Origin of the sequence: Streptomyces sp. NBC_00523 (assembly GCF_036346615.1) — a bacterium.
GTDB lineage: Bacteria > Actinomycetota > Actinomycetes > Streptomycetales > Streptomycetaceae > Streptomyces.
This window is the reverse complement of sequence record NZ_CP107836.1, coordinates 824969-844349: the sequence shown is the minus strand read 5'-3', so window position 1 is coordinate 844349 and position 19381 is coordinate 824969. Positions and strand designations below refer to the sequence as shown.

Sequence of the window (19381 nt, the reverse complement as noted above, 5' to 3'; positions counted from 1 at the left end):
CGCCTCAGCCCGCCCCCGGGCCGCCGGGCCCGCCCGCGTGCAGCCCCCGCCGCAGCGCGGTCAGGTGCTCCGCCGCCACCCGGCGGGGCGCATCGGTGTCCGGTGAGCCCGGCGTCTCCGCCCAGCCGCCGAACGCGTGGTACGCGCCCGGGAAGTGGTGCACCTCCACCGGCACCCCGGCCCGGGCGAGGCGGAGCGCGTACAGCAGGCCCTCGTCGCGCAGCGGATCGAGCCCCGCGGTCGAGAGGTACGCCGGGGGCAGCCCGCCCAGGTCCGCCGCGCGCGCCGGCGCCGCGTACGCCGGTACGTGGGGCCCGCCACCGCCCGGCCCCAGATACAGCTCCCAGCTCTCCCGGGCCAGGCGGCGGTTCCAGACCGGGGTGTCCGGGAACGCGGCCATCGAGTCCGTGTCCAGCCGGTCGTCCAGCACCGGGGTGCTCAGGTGCTGGAGGACGAGGGCCGGGCCGCCCCGGTCCCGGGCCAGCAGGGTGAGACCGGCGGCGAGACAGCCGCCGGAGCTGGCGCCCGCGACGGCGATCCGGGCCGGGTCCGCCCCGATCTCCGCCGCGTGTCCGGCGGTCCACTCCAGCGCGGCCCAGCAGTCGTCCAGCCCCGCCGGGAACGGGTCCTCCGGGGCCAGCCGGTAGGACACCGCCACGACCACCGCGGAGGCGAACGCCGCCGCCCGCGCGGCCGCGTGGTGGACCGCGTCCACGCTGCCGAGCACGAAGCCCCCGCCGTGGATCCACAGCACCGCGGGCAGCGCGGCCCCCGCCCCGGCCGGCCGGTAGACCCGCACCCGTACCCGGGGCGCACCCGCAACCCCCGGAATCCAGCGCTCCGTGACCTCGGTCCCCGGCATGGCCGGGAGCTCGTCCAGCGGCCGCGGGCCTGCCCGGTGCGCCGCGACCGCGTCGGCCAGCCGCCCCGTCACCGGCATGCCCGCTCCCGACGCCGTGGCACCGCTGCCAGCAGGGCCCGCGTGTACGGGTGCGCGGGCTCGGCGAAGACCCGCTCCACCGCTCCGGACTCCACGATCCGGCCGTCCTCCATCACCAGCACCCGCGCGCACACCTCCCGTACGACCGCGAGATCGTGCGAGACGAAGAGCGTCGCCAGCCCGAGCTCGTCCTGCAACGACCGCAGCAGGCCGAGCACTTGGGCCTGTACGGACACATCGAGGGCCGACACCGGCTCGTCGCACACCAGCAGCCGGGGCGAGGGCGCCACAGCCCGCGCGATGGCCACCCGCTGACGCTGCCCGCCGGACAGCGCGAGCGGCCCGCGCGCCAAGTGCGCTGCGGACAGGCCCACTTGTTCCAGGAGCCGTACGGTGTGCTCCCGGCGCTCCGCGCGCGCCACCCCGGACACGGCCAGGGCCTCGCCCACGATCCGCTCCACGCTCCACCGCGGGTCGAACGCGCTGAGCGGATCCTGCGGCACGAGCTGCACGGTGTGCCGCCGCTCCCGCCGGTCCCGCTCGCGCAGGGTGCTCCACGGCGCCCCGTCCAGCTCCACCGTCCCGCCGTCGGGCGCGACCAGCCCCAGCACCATCCGGGCCAGCGTCGACTTGCCCGACCCGGACGCGCCGACCAGGCCCACCGCCTCGCCCGGCCGCACGGTGAACGACACCCCGTCCACCGCCGTTCTGCGGCTGCCCCGCGCCCCCTTGAACACCTTGCGGACCCCGGAGACGGCGAGCAGCGGCCCGCCGCCGTCGTCCGGAGGCGCGGCCGGAAGCGCGCGAGGCGGACCACTCCCCGGGATCGCCGCCAGCAGTTCCTTGGTGTAAGGGTGTTCAGGGGCGCCCAGCACCCGTTCGGCCGGCCCGTGCTCCACGATGGCGCCGTCCTTCATCACGGCCACCTCGTCCGCCAGCGCCTCGACGACCGCCAGGTCGTGGCTGATGAGGAGCAGCCCGGTGCCGCCCTCCTTCAGCTCGCCCAGGAGCCCCAGGACGCGCGACTGGACCGAGGCGTCCAGGGCGGTCGTCGGCTCGTCCGCGATCAGCACACCGGGCTCGGCGGCGATGGCCGAGGCGATCAGCGCCCGCTGCCGCAGCCCGCCGGACAGCTGGTGGACGTAGGCCCGCGCCCGTTCCGCGGGGTCGGGCACCCCGACCCGCTCCAGCAGGGCGAGGACCCGCGCCCCGGCCTCCTTGCGCGGGACGACGCGGTGGGCGAGCAGCGGCTCCGCGATCTCCTTGCCGACGGGCCGCAGCGGGTCCAGCGCCACCAGCGCGTCCTGCGCGACGAGGCCGACGCGCCGGCCCCGTACCGCACGCCACTCGCGCGGCCCGAAATCCCGCGCCTCGCGGCCCGCGACGCGCAGCCGGTCCGCCGTGACCCGGGCGGTCGGGCCCGCGAGGCCGAGCAGGGCGCGGGCGAGCGCGCTCTTCCCGGAGCCCGACTCGCCGACGACCGCCAGGCACCGGCCTGCGTCGAGCGAGAACGCGGCGTCGCGCACCGCGTGCACCTCGCCGGGTCCGGTGCCGAAGCGCACGTTCAGCCCGGCGACATCGAACAGGGCCTTCCTCGTCGATGCTGTCGTCATGAGGCGGCCCGTCCTTCCGCTCGTGCCTGCACGTGGCGGCCCACGACGGTGACCGCGAGGACCGTGGAGACCAGCAGGAGGCCCGGGAAGAGTGCGATCCACCACGCCTGGTCCAGGAACCCCTGGCCCTCCGTGAGCATCGCCCCCCACTCGGGCGTCGGCGGCTGCGCCCCGAGACCCAGATAACTCAGCGCCGCCCCCGTCGAGATGGACGCCCCGAGCGTCACCGTCGCCAGCACCAGCAACGGCCCCAGCGTGTTCGGCAGCACATGGCGGAGCACGATCAGCGGACGCGGCACGCCCAGCGCCACGGCGGACTCGACATACCCGGACCGGCGCACCACCCGTGCCTGCGCCCGCACCACCCGGGCGAACCCGGGCGCCGTCCCCACCGCCACGGCGACCGTGGTGCCCGGCACCCCCTTGCCCGCGATGAGCACGACCATCAGGGCCAGCAGCAGTCCGGGCAGTGCCAGCAGCGCGTCGGCGGCCCGCATCAGCACCGCGTCGCCGAACCGGCCGGACAGCGCGGCGCCCAGCCCCCACACCACGGCGAGCCCGACCCCGGCACCCGTCGCCGCCGCCCCGATGGCCAGCGAGTAGCGGGTGCCGTGCACCACCCGGGCGAAGACGTCCCGCCCCAGCTGATCCGTACCGAACCAGTGCGCCGCGCCCGGTGCCTGGAGCGCGTGGACCGGGTCGGTATCGGCCGGGCTGCCGTGGGCCAGGAGCCCCGGAGCCAGCGCGGCGAGCAGGATCAGCCCCAGCAGCACGGCGGCGGCGAGCACCCCCGGCCGCACCCGGCCCGTACGGCCCCTGCGGACCGCCGCGACCGGTGCCCCGGCCCGTACCGCCTGTTCGGCGCTCATGCGGCGGCCACCCCCGTACCCCTGCGCAGCCGGGGGTCCACGACCACGTACAGCAGCTCCACCACCGCGCCGACCAGCACGAACACCACGGCCGACAGCGCCACCACGCCCTGCACCACCGGCAGGTCGCGGTCGCTCACCGCCTGGAGGGTGATCCGGCCGAGGCCCGGGCGCGCGAACACGTTCTCCACCACCACCGCGCCGCCCAGCAGTGTCCCGGTAGACCAGCCCGTGAGGGTGAGCGCCGGCAGCGCGGCGTGGCGCAGTGCGTGGCGCGAGCGCACGGTGTGCTCGGCGAGCCCCCGCGAGCGCGCGGTCAGGCTGAACGGCTGTTCCAGTGCCCCGAGCAGCCCCTCCCGCATCACCTGCGTGAGCACCGCCGCGATGGGCAGCGCCAGCGTGATCACCGGCAGGACCAGCGAGCGGGCGTCACCGCTGTCGGAGACCGGCAGCCACTCCAGCCGGAACGAGAACACCGTCAGCAGCATGATCCCGAGCCAGAACGACGGCGTGGACACCACCAGCAGCTCCACCGCCGACGACACCCGGCGCGGCCACCGGGAACGCCCCGACGTCAGCACGGTCACCGTCGCCGCCAGCACCACCGCGACCAGCGAGGACCACAGCGCGAGCTGCGCGGTCGGCCCGATCTGACCGGCCAGCAGCGAGGAGACCGGCTGCTGCACCTGGTACGAGTCGCCCAGCTCGCCGGTGGCCAGCCGCCGGAGATACGCGCCGTACTGGATGAGCGGGGACCGGTCGAGGCCGTAGTGGTGGCGGATCTCCTCGCGCTGCTCCGCGCCGACCAGGGCATGGGACCCGACGATCGCGGCGACCGGATCGCCGGGGATGAGGTGCAGCGCCAGGAAGGCGCAGGTGGCGGCCCCCCAGACGACGAGGACCGCCGCCCCGGCCCGGGCCGCGACGGCCCGGACCACGGCGGACGCGTGCGGGTGTTTCATCGGCCGGCCTCGACCCAGGCGGCGTAGAACTCCGGCCACGCCGACAGGGACAGCCGCAGCCCGTGCACCTTCTTGTTGACCCCGACGGCGGCCTTCTGCACGTACGCGGGGACCACCGCGGCGTGGTCGGTCGTCCACTTCTGCACCTTGCCGTAGTACGCGGCGCGCTCGTCCGGCGAGGTCGCGGCCTGTGCCTTCTTCAGCCAGGCGTCGACCTGCGGGTCGGTGACCCTGGCGAAGTTGTGCCCGCCGCCCTCGGACGACTCGGTGGAGAGGAAGAAGCTGCTGAGGATGTCGCCGTCGCCGCGCGCCCAGGACGTCTCGACCACGTCGTAACGCCCCTCGTCCAGCTGGGCGGAGACCGCCGTCGCGTCGGTGGAGGCGGCGAGCCTCAGGTCGATGCCCGCCTTCTTCAGGTCGCCCTGCACGGCCTGCGAGAACACCGACGCCTGGCCGTAGACCGGGGCGGTCACGGTCAGCCGCTCGCCGTTCTTCGTCCGGTAGCCCTCCGCGTCGCGCCCTGTCCAGCCCGCCCGGTCCAGGAGCCGGCCGGCGAGCGCCCGGTCGTAGGGCCAGCTGTTCACCAGCGCGGGGTCGTAGCTGTGCGGAGTCGCGGGGGAGAGGGTGCTCCAGGCGCGGGTGCCGGTGCCCTGGAACACCGACTTCACCAGGGCGTCCAGGTCGATGGACCGCTGGAACGCCTTGCGTACCCGCTCGTCCGAGAAGAGCGGGCTCTTCGTGTTCAGGTAGAAGGTGTCGACCGCGCCCGGGACATCCTTCGTCACGACGTCCAGCCGGGCGTCGCGGCGTACGGCCGCTATGCGGTTCGCGGGCAGCGCGGCCGCCGCGTCGACCTGACCGGACGTCAGGGCGCCCACCCGGGTGGCGTCCTCGGTGAGGAAGCGGATGGTGAACGCGTCCAGCCGGGCGGGCCCGCTGTGACCGGCGCCCTTCGGGGCCCATGCGTAGGCGGCGTTCCTGGTGTAGCCGCGCTGCTGGCCCCGGGTGTAGGCACCGGCCTCGAAGGGCCCGGAGCCGACCGAGCCGGTGCCCGCGCAGAGCGTGTCGGCGCCCGCCTTCAGCGAGGCGGGCGAGGCCATGCCCAGATAGGTGGTGCTCGCCGCCTGGAGGAAGGGCGCGTACGGACGGCTGAAGCGGACCTCGGCCTCGTACTTCCCCTTCACGGTGGTGCCCTCGTACGGGCCGAGCAGCCCGGCCGCGTACTGCGACCGGGTCGCCTTGGCGGTGATGTGGTCGAAGTTGGCCTTCACCGCCGCCGCGTCGAGGCGCTTGCCATCGTGGAAGGTGACGTCGTCGCGCAGCTCGAAGGTGTACGTCCGGCCTCCCTCGGAGGTCTTCCAGGACTTCGCCAGCCACGGCTCCAGCTCCCCGTCCGGGGTCTGGTGGACGAGCGAGTCGAAGACCGGGCGCTGGACGAAGGCGGTCACGTCCTGCGCGCTGGTGTGCGGATCCCAGCAGTCCGGCTCCTGCTGCGCCGCGTAGGTGAGGCTGCCGCCGCTGCGGGGTTTCGCCGGACCGGCGGACGAGGCACCGCCGTCCGTGCTGCACGCGGTGACGGCGGCGAGGAGCAGGACGGGCAGCAGAGCGGATCGGCGAAGGCGCGGCTGGTGCATGAGGGCTCCGGGGTACGAGGGGAGAGGGGGCCGGACGTGGGTCACGGAGCGGTCCGGAGCCGGGCCGGTTCGGGCCGGACGTCCCGCGCGGCCTCCGCGAGCAGTTCGAACGAGCGCAGCCGGTCCGTCTGGTCCGGCACCACGGTCAGGGCCATCAGCTCATCGGCCCCCGTGCGCGCCACCAGGTCCGCCAGCCTGCCGCGCACGGTGTCCGGCGCCCCGATCAGCTGATGCCCCGCCAGCTCGTCCAGGAACTGCGCCTCCGCCTCGGTGTACGTGTGGCCGGCCGCGGTCCGGGCCGAGGGGAACGCGTCGAAGCGGCGCACCGTACGCATCCGTGTCTTGCCGAGCAGATAAGGCGCCGCGACCTCCCGGGCGGCCCGGTCCGTGCCGGCGACGGTGACCAGCGCGGAGATGAGGGTGCGCGGCCGGTCCAGGTACGGCGAGGGCCGGAAGGACCGCCGGTAGTGGTCCAGGGCGTCCGCGGTCGCGTGCGGGTTGATCTGGTGCGCGAAGGCGTACGGCAGGCCCAGCGATCCGGCGAGTCCGGCGCCGGCCGTGCTGGACCCGAGCAGCCACAGCTCCGGCCTGCCGTCGGCGGCGGGCACGGCGGTGATCGGTGACGCCGGGTCGCCGGGCGCGAAGTAGCCGTTCAGCTCGGCGACCTGACGGGCGAAGCCGTCCCCGTCCTCCGGTGCGCGGCGCAGGGCGCGGGCGGTGTGCGGGTCGGTGCCGGGCGCCCGGCCGAGGCCCAGGTCGACGCGGCCCGGGTGCAGCGCCTCCAGGGTGCCGAACTGTTCGGCGACGACGAGCGGCGCGTGGTTGGGCAGCAGGACGCCGCCGGAGCCGACGCGCAGCGTGGTCGTGGCGGCGGCCAGGCGTCCGGCGAGTATGCCGGGCGCGGAGGTGGCGAGGCTGGGGGTGCTGTGGTGCTCGGCCACCCAGTAGCGCAGGTAGCCGAGTTCTTCGATGCGCGGGGCCAGGGCGACGGTGTCGCGGAGCGCCCGGGTCGCGGAGCCGCCCTCGAAGACGGGCACCACGTCGAGCACGGACAGGGGGAAGCCGCGGGGACGGCTCATGGAGACCTCCGGGAGGGGGCGGACGAGCGGGTGAGGGGCGACGCGTACGGCTCAGGTGCGGCCGGTGACCGGCTCCGGGCCCGCGGACGCCTCCTCCGGCGCCCCGGCGGCGGCCGGTCCGCTCCCGGGCTTCCCGGGCAGCAGCAGACCCGCGGCGAAGACCACGACGGCCGCGGCGACCGGCCACCAGAAGGCGTCGGAGAAGGAGTCGGCGGTGGGGGCGGCGTGGGAGCCGCCGCTCTGGAGGATCAGCGCGACGACGGCGATGCCGAGCGAGGCGCCGATCTGGTTGAGGATGAAGACCGCGCCCGTGGCACCGGCGACCGACTCGCCCGGCACCGTCTTGTAGACCGAGCCCATGGTCGGCGCGCCGACCAGACCCATGCCGAAACCGGCGGCGAACTGGGCGGCGGTCAGGGCGGCCTGGGAGGTGCCGGAGCCCGAACCGGTGAAGACCAGGGCGCCGACGCCGATCAGCAGCGCACCGGCCGGGACCAGCCGCCGGGCGCCCACCTTGTCGGCGAGGTTGCCCGCGACCGGCATGCCGATCAGGGTGCCGAGGCCCAGTGGGGCGAGCAGCAGCCCGGACTCCAGGACGGTGTGGCCGCGCACCTGCTGGTAGTACAGCGGCAGCAGGAACAGCAGCGAGAACAGCCCGCCGCCGAGCAGGAACATCGTGGTCACGCTCGCGCTGAACCCCTTGCTGCCGAACAGTCGGAGGTCCAGCAGCGGCGTCGCCGGGGTGCGCAGCGCGTGCACGGCGTACGCGGCGAACAGGGCGACGCCCACCGCGAGCCCGACGATCACCTGCGTACCGCCGAAGCCGTCGCCGCCCGCCCGGGACAGCGCGAACACGATCGCGGCGAAACCGGGGGAGAGCAGGGCCACGCCCAGCGCGTCGAACGGCACGGGGTCGCCGCTCGGCGGCGGATCCGCCGGGAGCACCCGGACGGCCAGCACGATCGCGGCCAGCGCGAAGGGGATGTTGACCAGGAACATCCACTGCCAGGAGAAGTTGTCCAGCAGCAGCCCGCCGACCACGGGGCCGATCACCGGGCCCAGCGTGATCGGGACGGAGACCAGGCCCATGACCCGGCCGATCCTCGCCGGTCCCGCGGCGCCCGCCACCACGGTCATCATGATCGGATCGACCATGCCGCCGCCGAAGCCCTGGACGACGCGGAAGGCGATCAGGCTCTCCGCGTTCCGGGCGAAGGCGCAGAGCGTCGAGCCGATCAGGAACACCGAGAGGCCGAGCAGCCACATGCGCTTGGCGCCGAACCGCGTCACCGCCCAGCCGGCCAGCGGAATCGCCAGGGCCACCGCGAGCAGATAGCCGGTGGTGACCCACTCGATGGTGGCCAGCGTCGCGTGGAACTCGCCGCCCAGGGTGCTGATCCCGACGTTGACGATCGTCGCGTCCAGATACGACATCATCCCGCCGAGCACCATGACGCCGACCAGCGTCAGCAGCGCTCCATCGAGCCGGGCGGGCCCGCTTCCCACCGGCTTCGTTACAGACACAGCAACTCCTTTGAACCGACTCAGCCAGAAAATTTAACTGGGTAGTTAAATCAGGTGGCTGGCACCGTAGCATGGGCGCATGAGCGTTGGCGAGAAGGAAGAGAAGGACGGGCGCCCGGCGGACCGCGGCCGCCTCGACAAGCGCCGGGCGATCGTGGAGGCGGCCCTGCGGGTCTTCGCGCAGGTCGGATACGCCCAGGCGAGCCTGGATGTGATCGCCGCCGAGGCCGGGGTCTCCAAGCCGACGATCTACAACCACCTGGGCTCGAAGGAGAAGCTCTTCCGGTACGTCCTGACGGAGACGGCGGCCCGGTCCAACGCCAAGACCCTGGACGTCCTCACCGACTTCCCCACCGACCCGGACCGGCTGCGCCCCGCGCTCGAGGACCTGGCGACCAAGCTGGTCGACTGTTACTGCGACGAGCAGTCCGAGGCCGTACGCCGGCTGCTGTACGCGGAGGCCGTGCGCTTCCCGGACCTCTTCGACGCGGTACGGGCCAGCGGGCCCAACCAGTTCACCGAGGCGCTCGCGGGCCGCCTCGCCCGGCTGGCCAACGCCGGGCACCTGCGGATCGGGGACCCGGTCAGGGCGGCCAACCAGTTCATCGCGCTGGTCTACGACGAGCTGCCGGGGATGAGCGCGCTGGGCACCCGCCCGCTGGACCCGGCGGAGGTCGCCGAGGTCGTCACAGCGGGCGTCGACACCTTCCTGCGGGCCTTCGGCACCCACAAGGAAGCCCCCGACGCGCGGGGGGCGGCGTCGGGGGCTTCCGGCGGGGTCAGCGGCTGAGCGGCCCCTGGGCCGGGGCGGCGGACAGGGAAACGGCCAGCTCCGCGACGGCCGGCAGATGGTCGTTCAGGAAGAAGTGCCCGCCCGGCAGGATCCGCATCGCGAACGCGCCCGTGGTCGTCTCGCGCCACGGCCCCACGTCGTCCGGCGCCACCTCCGGGTCCCCGTCCCCGGTGAGGGCGACGACCGGGCACGACAGGAGACCGCCGCCCGGCACGTACCCCGCGACGGCCGCGTAGTCGGCGCGCAACGCCGGCAGGATCACGTCGAGCAGTTCCGGGTTGGCCAGCACGGCCGGGTCCGTGCCGCCGAGCCCGCGGACCCGGGCGAGCAGTGCCTCGTCCGTCTCGGGCCCCCCGGACCCCAGGCGCGAGGGCGCCCGCCGCCCGGACACGATCAGCGCCGTCGCCCCCTGGCCCGGTACGCCGGACAGCCGCAGCGCCACCTCGTGGGCGAGCGAGGCGCCCATGCTGTGCCCGAGGAACACGCGCGGCCCGGCCGGGGCCGGACCGGCCGCCAGGGCCTCGGCGATCAGATCGGCGAGCCGGTGCAGATCATCGAGGGGCTCCTCGCGGTAGCGGTCCTGCCGGCCCGGGTACTGCACGGCGCGCACGTCCAGCGCCTGCCGTACGGCGTCGGACAGCGGGCGCCAGAACCCCGCCGCGCCGCCCGCGTGCGGGAAGCACACCAGCTCGGCGCGGGCGCCCGTGGGGTGGTAGCGGCGCAGCCAGGTCTCCGGGCGCGCGCCCGCGCCCCGGCCTGCCTCTTCGGTCTCTTGCTTGTGCATGGATCGCCTTCGGTTCTCACATCTGGTGTGCGGGGGCGTCCGCCGGCGGACGGCGGACACGTTCCTGATCAGCGTCGCCGGACGCCCGGCGTGGGCACCAGGCGGACCGCCGTGTTCAGGACATGGTCGATCGCGTCGCGCGAGGGGTGCTCCGTGAGGTTGGTGAGCAGCCGGGCCAGGGTGTTGAGCAGCGCCGGAGAGCCCATCACGTACCGGTTCAGCACCGGCTGGAAGCCCGACCGGCTGAAGATGAGATCGGCCGCCGTGTTGCCGAGCCGGTAGTAGCGGCCCCAGCGCCGGTTCATCTCGGCCGGGTAGTGGCGCAGCGCCCGCTCCCGCCTCGGCCCCGGCGGCAGTGCCAGCGCCAGCGCCGTCGTCTCGGCGGCGACCTCTCCCGCCTCCATCGCCTGCCCGATGCCCTCGCCGTTCCACGGGCTCACCATGCCCCCGGAGTCCCCGACGAGCAGGAGCCCCCGGGTGTACAGCGGGTGGCGGTTGAAGCCCAGCGGCAGGGCGGCGCTGCGCACGGGCCCCTCGGCGTTCTCCTCGCGCAGCCCCCACTCCTCCGGCGTACGGGCGAGCCACCGGTCCAGCGTGGCCCGCAGGTCCGCACTGCCGTGCCGGCGGTGGGGGAGCGCGCCCAGGCCGACGTTCACCCGGCCGTCGCCCATCGGGAAGATCCAGCCGTACCCGGGCAGATACGCGTCGCTCTTCGGGAAGCGGAGGTCGGCCCACAGCTCCAGGAAGTCCTCCCGCGAGCGCTCCGGGCTGCGGTAGTAGCGCCGGGCGGCCGTGGCGATCTGCCGCTTGGCGTCCCGCTCCAGGCCCATGGCCAGCGCGATCCGGGCCGAGGCGCCGTCGGCGGCGATCACGACGGGCGCCCGGTGCACCACCGTGTCCGCGCCGGACACCGCCGACACCCCGGTGATCCGCCCGGCCCGGTCGGTCACCGGCTCCTTCACCTTCACCCCGGTACGCAGCCGGGCCCCGGCCGCGACGGCGTGCCGGGCCAGGATGTCGTCGAAGTCGTGGCGGCTGCGGGTGAGCCCGAAGTCCGGGAAGCCGCCCAGCGCCGGCCAGTCGATCTCCACCTGCCGGGGACCGGCCACCCAGCGCATCCCCCGTGACCGGGTCCAGCCCGGGGCCTGGATGTCGACGCCCATGCGGATCAGCTGGTGCACCGCGCGCGGGGTCAGCCCGTCCCCGCACACTTTCTCGCGGGGGAAGCGGGACTTCTCCAGGAGCAGCACATCGATCCCGGCCCGTGCGAGGTGGTAGGCGGCGGACGAACCGGCCGGGCCCGCGCCGACCACGATGACCTGCGCCTCCTCGGCCGCGCCGGGAGCGGTCTCCTCGTCCGACGGCGACTGCTCTGCACGCGTCTCCCGCATGGGGCTCCTCTGCTCGCTCGGCACCGCCGCCGGGACGACGGCCCTGTACACCGACATCCTGCCGGTTTCCGGAGCCCCTGGGGCGGGTGATCGAAAAAGGCGTGCCCGGCCCCGGGCCGTTCACACCCGGAGCGCCCCGCCGCTCAGCCCGGCGGCCTGCGTCCCGAATCGGCGAGCAGCCGCTCGATGCGGTCGAAGCGCTCGTGCAGCAGCCGCTCCGTCTCGTCCCGCATCTCGCGCGCGGCGTGCCCGGCCTCGGCGGCCAGCCGGTGGCGGCGCCGCTGCTCGTGCCCGACGAACCAGGTCGCGAGGGCGGCCGTCACCATCCCGTACGTCGTGATGCCGACGCCCATCACGACGGCGGCCACGACCCGCCCCCACAGCGTCACCGGGAAGAGATCCCCGTAACCGACGGTCGTCGCGGTCTCCACCGACCACCACAGCGCCCGTGGATAGGACGTGATCGTGGCGTCCGGCGCGTGCCGTTCGGCCAGGACCACCAGCCAGGACCCGGCCAGCATCGTCACGGCGAGCAGCACCGTCGCCCAGCCGGCCGCCTTCAGATGCAGTGAGCGGTTCTCCCGGCCGAGCAGCAGCTCGACCGCCTTGGTCAGGAATACAGGCACCATTTCCGGATCATCGGGCGCGGGCGGTGGTCCCGGCGCCCGGGCACGCGCCCGCCGCTCGCGCGTCACCCGATCGCGCCCGGACCGGCCAGCCGGGGAACGCGGACCGGTCCCGCACACCGATCGCCCTGCGGCGATCCGTGTTAAACCTGGATATGTGGGTGGCACAGGTCGATTCCGGGCGATATTTCACCGCTCCGCCCGGCGTCCGCAGCGACACGAGGGCGGCCGCCCGGGCGGCGACGCGCCCGCGCCCTCGAAGCCGCCCCGCGGGCGGGCCTCCCGGGGACGCGGACTGATCTCGATGTTCAGCGTCCGTACCGTCGCCGGACAGTTCTTCGTCCTCATGCTCGGCATCGTCATCCTGCTCGACGCCGCCGCCGTCGTCGCCCTCGTCGTACAGGGCCGCCGCGACAGCATGAGCGCGGCCCGCACCCAGTCGCTGAGCGTCGCGCAGACCTTCGCCCACGCCCCGGGCGTCGCGGCGGCCCTCGACAGCAAGAACCCCACGGCCGTCCTCCAGCCGCGCGCCGAGGAGATCCGGCAGAGCACCGGCGTCGAGAACGTCGTCGTGGCCGGCACCGACGGCATCCGCTACACCCATCGCGACATCGCCCTCATCGGCAAGCGGATCAGCGGCCCCTACAAGGAAGCGGTCGAAGGGGAAGCGGTCACCCGCACGGTGACGGGGAGCCGGGGCAGAGCGGTCACCTCGCTGGTGCCCGTCGAGCGCCGGGACGGCTCCGTGGCCGGACTGGTGGCGGTCGGTATCAAGGTCGAGGCCGTCAACCGGCTCGCGTACCCGAGCGTCCCGCTGACCATCGGCGCCGGGATCACCGCCCTCGCCCTCACCGCGGCCGGCGCCGCCCTGGTGGGCCGCCGCCTCAGCCGCCAGACGCGCGGCCTCGGCCCGGCCGAGATGACCCGGATGTACGAACACCACGACGCCGTCCTGCACGCCGTGCGCGAGGGCGTCCTCATCATCGGCGCCGACCACCGGCTGCTGCTCGCCAACGACGAGGCCCGGCGGCTGCTCGGCCTCCCGGCGGACGCCGAGGGCCGCGCGGTGACCGACCTCGGGCTCGCCTCCGGCACCGCGGAGCTGCTGTCCTCCGGGCAGGTCGCCACGGACGAGCTCCGGCCCGCCGGGGACCGGCTGCTCGCCGTCAACCTCCGCCCCACCGAGGAGCGCGGCGGCCAGCCCGGCATGGTCGCCACCCTCCGCGACACCACCGAACTGCGGGCCCTCACCGGCCGCGCCGAGACCGTACGCGAACGGCTGACGCTCCTCTACCGGGCGGGCGCCCTGATCGGGACCACCCTCGACGTCACCACCACCGCCCAGGAGCTCGCCGACGTCGCCGTCCCCGGATTCGCCGACTGCGTCACGGTCGACCTGGCCGACGCCGTCCTGCGCGGCGGGGAGCCGCGACCGCCCACGGGCGACACCCTGGACCTCCGCCGCACCGCCGTCCGCACCTCCGTCGAGGACCACCCGCTCTTCCCGACCGGCCGCGTCATCGGCTACCGGGCGACCACCGCCGAAGGCGTGGGCACCGGCGTCGGGCACACCTGGATCGTCTCCGACCTGGCCACCTCGTGGCAGTGGCGGGAGACCGAGCCGGAACAGGCCGACCGCGTCCTGGAGCACGGCTACCACTCCCTGCTCTCGGTCCCGCTTCGGGCCCGCGGCGTCATCCTGGGCATCGCCAACTTCTGGCGCGCGCAGAACGAGGACCCCTTCGACCTGGACGACCTCTCCTTCGCCGAGGAACTGGTGGCCCGTGCCGCGGTCAGTGTCGACAACGCCCGCCGCTACACCCGTGAGCACGAGATGGCCGTCACCCTTCAGCGCAGCCTCCTCCCGCGCGGCCTGCCCGAGCAGAACGCCCTGGACGTCGCCTTCCGCTACCTCCCGGCGCAGGCGGGCGTGGGCGGCGACTGGTTCGACGTGATCCCGCTCTCCGGCGCCCGGGTCGCCCTCGTCGTCGGCGACGTCGTCGGGCACGGGCTGCACGCGGCGGCCACCATGGGCCGGCTGCGCACGACGGTCCTCAACTTCTCCACGCTCGACCTGGCGCCCGACGAACTCCTCGGCCACCTGGACGAACTGGTGGTCAGGATGGACCAGGACGAGGAGTCGGGCGGCGGCTCGATCACCGGCGCCACCTGCCTGTACGCGATCTACGACGCCGTGTCCGGCCGCTGCACGGTCGCCAGGGCCGGCCACCCCGGGCCCGCGCTCGTGCTGCCCGACGGCACGGTCAGCTTCCCGGAGATCCCGGCCGGACTGCCCCTCGGGATCGGCGGCATGCCCTTCGAGATGACCGAGCTGGACGTCCCCGAGGGCAGCCGCCTCGTCCTGTACACGGACGGTCTGGTGGAGCGCCGCGACCGGGACATCGACGACGGCATGGAGCTGCTGCGCCGCTCGCTCGCCGACCGCGACCGCACCCCCGAGGAGACCTGCGACGACGTGCTGGAGGCCATGCTGCCCAGCCGCGCCAGCGACGACGTGGCCCTGCTGGTCGCCCGGACCCGCACCCTGGACCCGTCCCGGCGCGTCCAGTGGGACGTGCCCCCGGACCCGGCCGCGGTCGCCGGAATCCGCAAACAGGCCATGCGCTGGCTCTCGGACCGGGGCCTGGACGAGGAGGGCTTCGTCACCGAGCTCATCCTGAGCGAACTCGTCACCAACGCCATCCGCTACGGCTCCGAGCCCATCACGGTCCGGCTGCTCTACGACCGGGCCCTGACCTGCGAGGTGTCGGACTGCAGCAGCACCTCCCCGCACCTGCGCTACGCCACCACGACGGACGAGGGCGGCCGGGGCCTCTTCCTCGTCGCCCAGTTCGCGGAGCGCTGGGGGGCCAGGTACACCGACCGGGGCAAGGTCATCTGGTCCGAGCAGACACTCGGCGGCGCGCCGCCGTCCAGTCTGCTGTAGACGGCGGACCAGGACGACGGACGCGGGGCCCGGCAGACTGCCGGGCCCCGCGCCGGTTCACCTCAGGTGCCGGATGTCCTGCGTCTCCCCGTCAGGGGTAGGACACCACCTGCGACGGCACGGTCGAGGTCCCGGAGGTCGGCGAACCCGTGTCGTTGATGACGTGGTTGTACTGGCCCTGGCCGCCGAGGGAGACGACGATCAGGTCGTGGAACTTCACGCCGGCCTTGACCGGGGCCTCGAAGCCGTGGTCCTGGCGGATGCTCGGGTCGACGTTGAAGTAGCAGTAGCTCCCCAGTCCCCAGCCCTCGTGGGTGTTGACCGAGTCGTCCACCTTGTAGGCGGCGTAGCCCTTGATGTTGCCGTTCTGGACGGCCGCCTGGTTGGGGGCGTCGTAGGCCTTCTCGTTCTGGAAGAAGATCGTCTTGCCGTTCTCGCCGGACCAGCGGACGTCGTACTTGTTGAAGTGCTCGACGAAGAGTCCGGTGGCCAGGACGTTGTCGCCGTTGACCTGGAGGCCGTAGTCGGAGCGGTTGGTCTCCCAGCCGATGCCCTCGCCGTGGTCGGCGCGCCACAGCCAGGTGTGGTCGATGATCGTGTCGTTGCTGTTGATCACCATGCCCGTGGTCGCCTTGCCGGCACCGGCGCCGCCGACCCGGACGAACACGTCCTGGACGCTGGTCGGGTTGGCGGAGTGGTTCGCGGAGGCGCCGTCGGGGCCGACCTGCACGAGGACCTGGGAGTTCTGCGGACCGGCGTCGACCAGGAGGCCGGCCAGCTTCACGCCGTCCACGTCACCGACCTTGAGTGCGGTGACCCCGTTGTCCGGGATGATCGTCGCCAGGCCGAGGCCCAGCACGACCGTGTTGGCGCGGTCGATGTTGATCGTCTGGTTCACGTGGTAGATGCCGGGCGTGAACAGCAGGTGCAGGCCCTGCTGGACGGCCGCGTTGATGGTGGCGGCGGTGGCCCCCGGCTTGACGACGTAGAACTGGCTCAGCGGGATGGACTCGCCCTGCGGGGTCCCGTTCCAGGAGACGCCGCGCGCGTTGGTGCGCTTGGCGGGGACGAAGACCTTGTAGTCGTTGCCGTCCAGGTAGAGGAACGGCTTCTCGCGGGAGACCGGGGTGTTCTGGAGGGTGGTGTACGGCGGCTCGGGGAAGCTCTGCGCCGGAGCACCCTCGACACCCGAGAACGTCATGTTCCAGACGCCGTTGCCCCAGCTGCCGATGGAGCTGTCGCGGGTGTACCACTGCTGCTGCGAGTACGGGCCGACCTGGCCGTCGATCTTGCTGTCGGCGATGTAGCCGCCGCTCGCCCAGCCGTAGCCGTTCGGGGCGAGGTTGAGGCCGCCCTTGACGTGCATCCGGCGGAACGGAGCGGCCTGGGACACGGCCCAGCGGTCGGTGCCGTTGACCGGGTTCAGCGCCAGGTTCTCCGCCGAACGCCAGAAGTTCTGCGTGGCGTTGCCGTTGAACCAGCCCGCGTCCACGGTGACATCACCGTTGAACGTGGTGTCGTCCGGCTTGAGGCCGAGACCGGCGATCGAGGTGTAGAAGCCGATCTGCGCGTTGATGTTGTTGTACGTGCCCGGCTTGAACATCAGCGCGTAGCGTCCGTTGCCGAACTGCGCCGACTCCTGCTGGTGGAAGATCTCGTCCACCTTGGCCTGGATGTTGGGCGTCGACGGGTCGAAGACCAGGACGTTCGGGCCGAGGTCACCGCCGCCCGGGATCTGCGGGCCGCCGTCGCCGCCGGTGGTGCCGAGCACCTGGAACTCCCACAGCGAGTAGCCGTAGCCGGTGGCGCGGGCGGTACCGGTCAGCCGCACGTAGCGGGCGGTGCCCGAGACGTTCAGCGTCTCGTTGCCGCCGGGACCCGTGGTGGTCGAGTAGGCGGTGCTCCACGTGTTGTTGTCCGTGGAGAACTCGATCTTGTAGCTCTTGGCGTAGGCGGCCTCCCACCGCAGCGCGATCTGGCTGACCGAGGCGGAGGTGCCCAGGTCGACCTTGATCCACTGCGGGTCGGAGAACGCGCTCGACCAGCGGGTGCCGTTGTCGCCGTCGACGGCGGCGGTGGCGGGGGTACCGGCGCCCTCCTGGCTGGACACGGTCACCGTCTTGCCCTGCGAGAGCAGGGAAGGGGCCGCGCTGACCGGGGTGGAGGGCACGAAGGCGAGGAGCGAGACGACGAGACCGGCGACGGCGGCCAGTACGCCGGTGCGTCTTCTTCCGGTCGAAGGTGCGGGTCTGCGGAGCGAGGGGGGTCCATACATGGGGGCTTGTCTCCTGAGTCGCGGAACGGGTGCACGACACGAAGCCGGAGAGCGCTCTCTCCGGCGATGGGGATACTTCACCCCCGGCTCACGACACGTCAATAGGTGTGCACCGACGGCTTGTTCGGGTGGCCTTGAGAACAACAGTTGACGACGGAAAGCTCACGAGTGTCCGCGTTGCGGCCATCTTGACAGCGCCAGGTTCCAGGGAACTGGCGCAGCGTCGGTTCAGTTGATGACGGGGTGCGTACGAGGAGTGAATGAGGCGGCGCTGATCGTTGCCACCGCAATCACCGGGCGCGCACCGAGGGCGCCCGGGCCGCCGCACCGCGCACGCCCCCGCCGGTTACCGGACATGTTGTTCCCGCCCCGGGGACAGCGGACCCGGCCCCTCGCTATCCTCCGGGGCATGAGCCGTGAGCGAGGCGCGATAAGCACCGCTGACCAGGCACGACGAGGCCCGAGATGACCGAGACGACGGGCCCCGCACCCGCGGACGCCCGCAGTGTCCAGGCCTGGCGGGCGTTCGGCGCCCGGCTGCGGCTGCGGCGCAGGCGGGCCGGTCTCACCCAGGCCCAGGTGGGCGCCCGGGTCGGTTACGACCACACCGCCATCAGCAAACTCGAACACGGCAGCCGCCGCACCCCGCTCCCGCTGGCCCGCCGCCTGGACCAGCTGCTGGGGGCCGACGGGGACCTCGTCGCCGCCTGCGAGGAGGCCGAGGAGAGGGAGCGCGCCCAGGCGGCGCCCGTCGCGCCCGGACCGCTGCCCGACCCGGTCCGGCAGGGCCCGCTGCCCGGGGAGCCCGCCGGCGGCGCGCTCCCGGCGATGCTCCCACCGGGGACCGTCCTGCCCGGGCGGCTGCCGGTGTACGGCCTGGTCTGCCCGCTGCACGGGCGCGACGGCTGCACGGTCCCCGCCCTCGCCGACGTCGTCGCCCTGCACGCGCGGTTCTGCGCCCTGGGGCCCGAGGCCGTGGGCCACCCCGCCCTGGACACCGACACGGTGCACGCCCTGACCGCGCTGCTCGCCGTCTGCCTGCGCGCCGACGAGGAGCGCGGCTGGCCCGGAGCGACCGCCGTGGTCGAGCGCACCCTGCACGCGATGCTCCGCTGGATGGCGCTCCCGGCCGCCCCGTACCAGCGCCAACTCGCCCCGCTGGCCGCCGAGTACGCGCAGTCGGCCGGCTGCCTCAGGCTCCTCTGGGGGCGCAACGGAACGGCGATGGCCTGGCTGGACCGGTCCCTGGTGTGGGCGGCCATGTCCGGCCATGTCGGCGTGCGGGTCGCGGCGCTCAGCGACATGAGCACCCTGGCCCGGCTGGAGGGCGACGGTCCCTCCGCCCTCGCGTACGGCGAGGCCATCCGCCCGGCCGCGGCGGGCCGCCACTGGGCGGGGGCGATGAGCGATCTCTACCAGGCGCGCGGCCACGCGGTGCGCGGCGACGCCGGGCGCACCCTGCACCACATCGCCCGGGCCTGGGCGCAGATGGACCTGGCCGGTGAGCGGGACGAGGCGGAGGCGCCCTGGCTCTCCGTCGCCTCCGTGCGCCTGCGGGTGGAGTCCGGCGCGGCGGGCGCGCTGCGCGACCTCGCCGTCGCGACGGGGGAGCGCCGCTACGCGCTGCGCGCCCTGGACGCGGTCGGCAGCGCGATCCGGCTGCTGCCGCCGGGCCTGCACTCGGCCCGCAAGCTGTTTCTGGCCCGCACGGCGGACGCGTACGTCTGCGCGGGCGAACCGGCCGCCGCGTCGGCGGTGGCGGGACCCGTCCTGGACAGCACCGAGGTGCACCCCGCGACCCTGCTCGGCCAGGAGCTGCGCGGACTCCACGGACGGCTGGCAGGCCTTACCGACGGGAGTGCGGAGACCGAGGAGTTCGTCCGCAGGCTGGCCGCCGTCGTCCACTGAGGACGGACAACGGCAGGGGCGGGACGTGTGGACCAC

At 74.0% G+C, this 19381-nt stretch carries 14 protein-coding genes; 3 read left to right on the top strand and 11 right to left on the bottom strand.

The genetic code is table 11. The annotated features are described in order from the left end of the window. Nucleotides 1–4 precede the first annotated feature (4 nt). From OHS17_RS03885 to OHS17_RS03855, 7 genes are read right to left on the bottom strand one after another with little or no spacing between them, the layout of a single operon-like run. Entirely contained in the window at nt 5–940 is a 936-nt protein-coding gene (locus tag OHS17_RS03885; RefSeq protein ID WP_330311063.1) for an alpha/beta hydrolase, read from the bottom strand. Then, a complete protein-coding gene (locus OHS17_RS03880; protein WP_330311062.1) occupies nt 931–2553 on the bottom strand; it encodes an ABC transporter ATP-binding protein in 1623 nt (540 codons plus the stop codon). Before OHS17_RS03880 ends, OHS17_RS03885 begins: the two co-directional genes overlap by 10 nt. Beyond that, a complete protein-coding gene (locus tag OHS17_RS03875) occupies nt 2550–3422 on the bottom strand; it encodes an ABC transporter permease (RefSeq protein ID WP_330311061.1) in 873 nt (290 codons plus the stop codon). Before OHS17_RS03875 ends, OHS17_RS03880 begins: the two co-directional genes overlap by 4 nt. Next, nucleotides 3419–4384, bottom strand: a complete 966-nt coding sequence (locus OHS17_RS03870; RefSeq protein ID WP_330311060.1) for an ABC transporter permease — start codon at nt 4382–4384, stop codon at nt 3419–3421. The genes OHS17_RS03875 and OHS17_RS03870 overlap by 4 nt, the downstream gene beginning before the upstream one ends. Beyond that, a complete protein-coding gene (locus tag OHS17_RS03865; RefSeq protein ID WP_330311059.1) occupies nt 4381–6018 on the bottom strand; it encodes an ABC transporter substrate-binding protein in 1638 nt (545 codons plus the stop codon). The genes OHS17_RS03870 and OHS17_RS03865 overlap by 4 nt, the downstream gene beginning before the upstream one ends. A 41-nt stretch (nt 6019–6059) precedes the next feature. Next, a complete protein-coding gene (locus OHS17_RS03860; protein ID WP_330311058.1) occupies nt 6060–7097 on the bottom strand; it encodes an LLM class flavin-dependent oxidoreductase in 1038 nt (345 codons plus the stop codon). Nucleotides 7098–7148: 51 nt separating this feature from the next. Then, a complete protein-coding gene (locus OHS17_RS03855; protein ID WP_330311057.1) occupies nt 7149–8621 on the bottom strand; it encodes a DHA2 family efflux MFS transporter permease subunit in 1473 nt (490 codons plus the stop codon). A 79-nt stretch (nt 8622–8700) separates the two neighbouring features. Here OHS17_RS03855 and OHS17_RS03850 point away from each other — a divergent pair, with 79 nt between their 5' ends. Next, nucleotides 8701–9411 (top strand): TetR/AcrR family transcriptional regulator, encoded by a 711-nt coding sequence (locus tag OHS17_RS03850; RefSeq protein WP_330311056.1) that lies wholly within the window; start codon nt 8701–8703, stop codon nt 9409–9411. Here the strand turns inward: OHS17_RS03850 and OHS17_RS03845 are convergent. The 3 genes from OHS17_RS03845 to OHS17_RS03835 all read right to left on the bottom strand — a co-directional run bounded on the left by OHS17_RS03845 (nt 9401) and on the right by OHS17_RS03835 (nt 12218). Then, nucleotides 9401–10198 (bottom strand): thioesterase II family protein, encoded by a 798-nt coding sequence (locus tag OHS17_RS03845; protein WP_330311055.1) that lies wholly within the window; start codon nt 10196–10198, stop codon nt 9401–9403. The genes OHS17_RS03850 and OHS17_RS03845 overlap by 11 nt on opposite strands. A gap of 68 nt (nt 10199–10266) precedes the next feature. Next, the gene (locus OHS17_RS03840; protein ID WP_330311054.1) at nt 10267–11589 is read right to left on the bottom strand and encodes a geranylgeranyl reductase family protein; all 1323 of its coding nucleotides are present in this window, start codon (nt 11587–11589) and stop codon (nt 10267–10269) included. 143 nt (nt 11590–11732) lie between these two features. Beyond that, nucleotides 11733–12218, bottom strand: coding sequence for a potassium channel family protein (locus OHS17_RS03835; protein WP_073865218.1), 486 nt, complete (start codon nt 12216–12218; stop codon nt 11733–11735). Nucleotides 12219–12519: 301 nt separating this feature from the next. Between OHS17_RS03835 and OHS17_RS03830 the strand changes: the two genes are divergently transcribed. Next, a complete protein-coding gene (locus OHS17_RS03830) occupies nt 12520–15162 on the top strand; it encodes a SpoIIE family protein phosphatase (RefSeq protein WP_330311053.1) in 2643 nt (880 codons plus the stop codon). Between the two features lie 91 nt (nt 15163–15253). On the opposite strand, the gene OHS17_RS03825 is transcribed toward OHS17_RS03830, so the two are convergent. Next, complete coding sequence (locus tag OHS17_RS03825) at nt 15254–17437, bottom strand: discoidin domain-containing protein (protein ID WP_330311052.1); 2184 nt, start codon at nt 17435–17437, stop codon at nt 15254–15256. 465 nt (nt 17438–17902) lie between these two features. On the opposite strand from OHS17_RS03825, the gene OHS17_RS03820 reads away from it, so the two are divergent. Continuing rightward, nucleotides 17903–19345: a helix-turn-helix domain-containing protein gene (locus OHS17_RS03820; RefSeq protein ID WP_330311051.1), complete on the top strand. Its 1443-nt coding sequence runs from the start codon at nt 17903–17905 to the stop codon at nt 19343–19345. The last annotated feature ends 36 nt before the right edge of the window (nt 19346–19381 follow it).

What these genes read in the sequence shown, in the direction of transcription:
- OHS17_RS03885 (WP_330311063.1), bottom strand. Translation starts at nt 940, where the DNA reads ATGCCGGTGACGGGGCGGCTGGCCGACGCGGTCGCGGCGCACCGGGCA.
- OHS17_RS03880 (WP_330311062.1), bottom strand. Translation starts at nt 2,553, where the DNA reads ATGACGACAGCATCGACGAGGAAGGCCCTGTTCGATGTCGCCGGGCTG.
- OHS17_RS03875 (WP_330311061.1), bottom strand. Translation starts at nt 3,422, where the DNA reads ATGAGCGCCGAACAGGCGGTACGGGCCGGGGCACCGGTCGCGGCGGTC.
- OHS17_RS03870 (WP_330311060.1), bottom strand. Translation starts at nt 4,384, where the DNA reads ATGAAACACCCGCACGCGTCCGCCGTGGTCCGGGCCGTCGCGGCCCGG.
- OHS17_RS03865 (WP_330311059.1), bottom strand. Translation starts at nt 6,018, where the DNA reads ATGCACCAGCCGCGCCTTCGCCGATCCGCTCTGCTGCCCGTCCTGCTC.
- OHS17_RS03860 (WP_330311058.1), bottom strand. Translation starts at nt 7,097, where the DNA reads ATGAGCCGTCCCCGCGGCTTCCCCCTGTCCGTGCTCGACGTGGTGCCC.
- OHS17_RS03850 (WP_330311056.1), top strand. Translation starts at nt 8,701, where the DNA reads ATGAGCGTTGGCGAGAAGGAAGAGAAGGACGGGCGCCCGGCGGACCGC.
- OHS17_RS03845 (WP_330311055.1), bottom strand. Translation starts at nt 10,198, where the DNA reads ATGCACAAGCAAGAGACCGAAGAGGCAGGCCGGGGCGCGGGCGCGCGC.
- OHS17_RS03840 (WP_330311054.1), bottom strand. Translation starts at nt 11,589, where the DNA reads ATGCGGGAGACGCGTGCAGAGCAGTCGCCGTCGGACGAGGAGACCGCT.
- OHS17_RS03835 (WP_073865218.1), bottom strand. Translation starts at nt 12,218, where the DNA reads ATGGTGCCTGTATTCCTGACCAAGGCGGTCGAGCTGCTGCTCGGCCGG.
- OHS17_RS03830 (WP_330311053.1), top strand. Translation starts at nt 12,520, where the DNA reads ATGTTCAGCGTCCGTACCGTCGCCGGACAGTTCTTCGTCCTCATGCTC.
- OHS17_RS03825 (WP_330311052.1), bottom strand. Translation starts at nt 17,437, where the DNA reads ATGTATGGACCCCCCTCGCTCCGCAGACCCGCACCTTCGACCGGAAGA.
- OHS17_RS03820 (WP_330311051.1), top strand. Translation starts at nt 17,903, where the DNA reads ATGACCGAGACGACGGGCCCCGCACCCGCGGACGCCCGCAGTGTCCAG.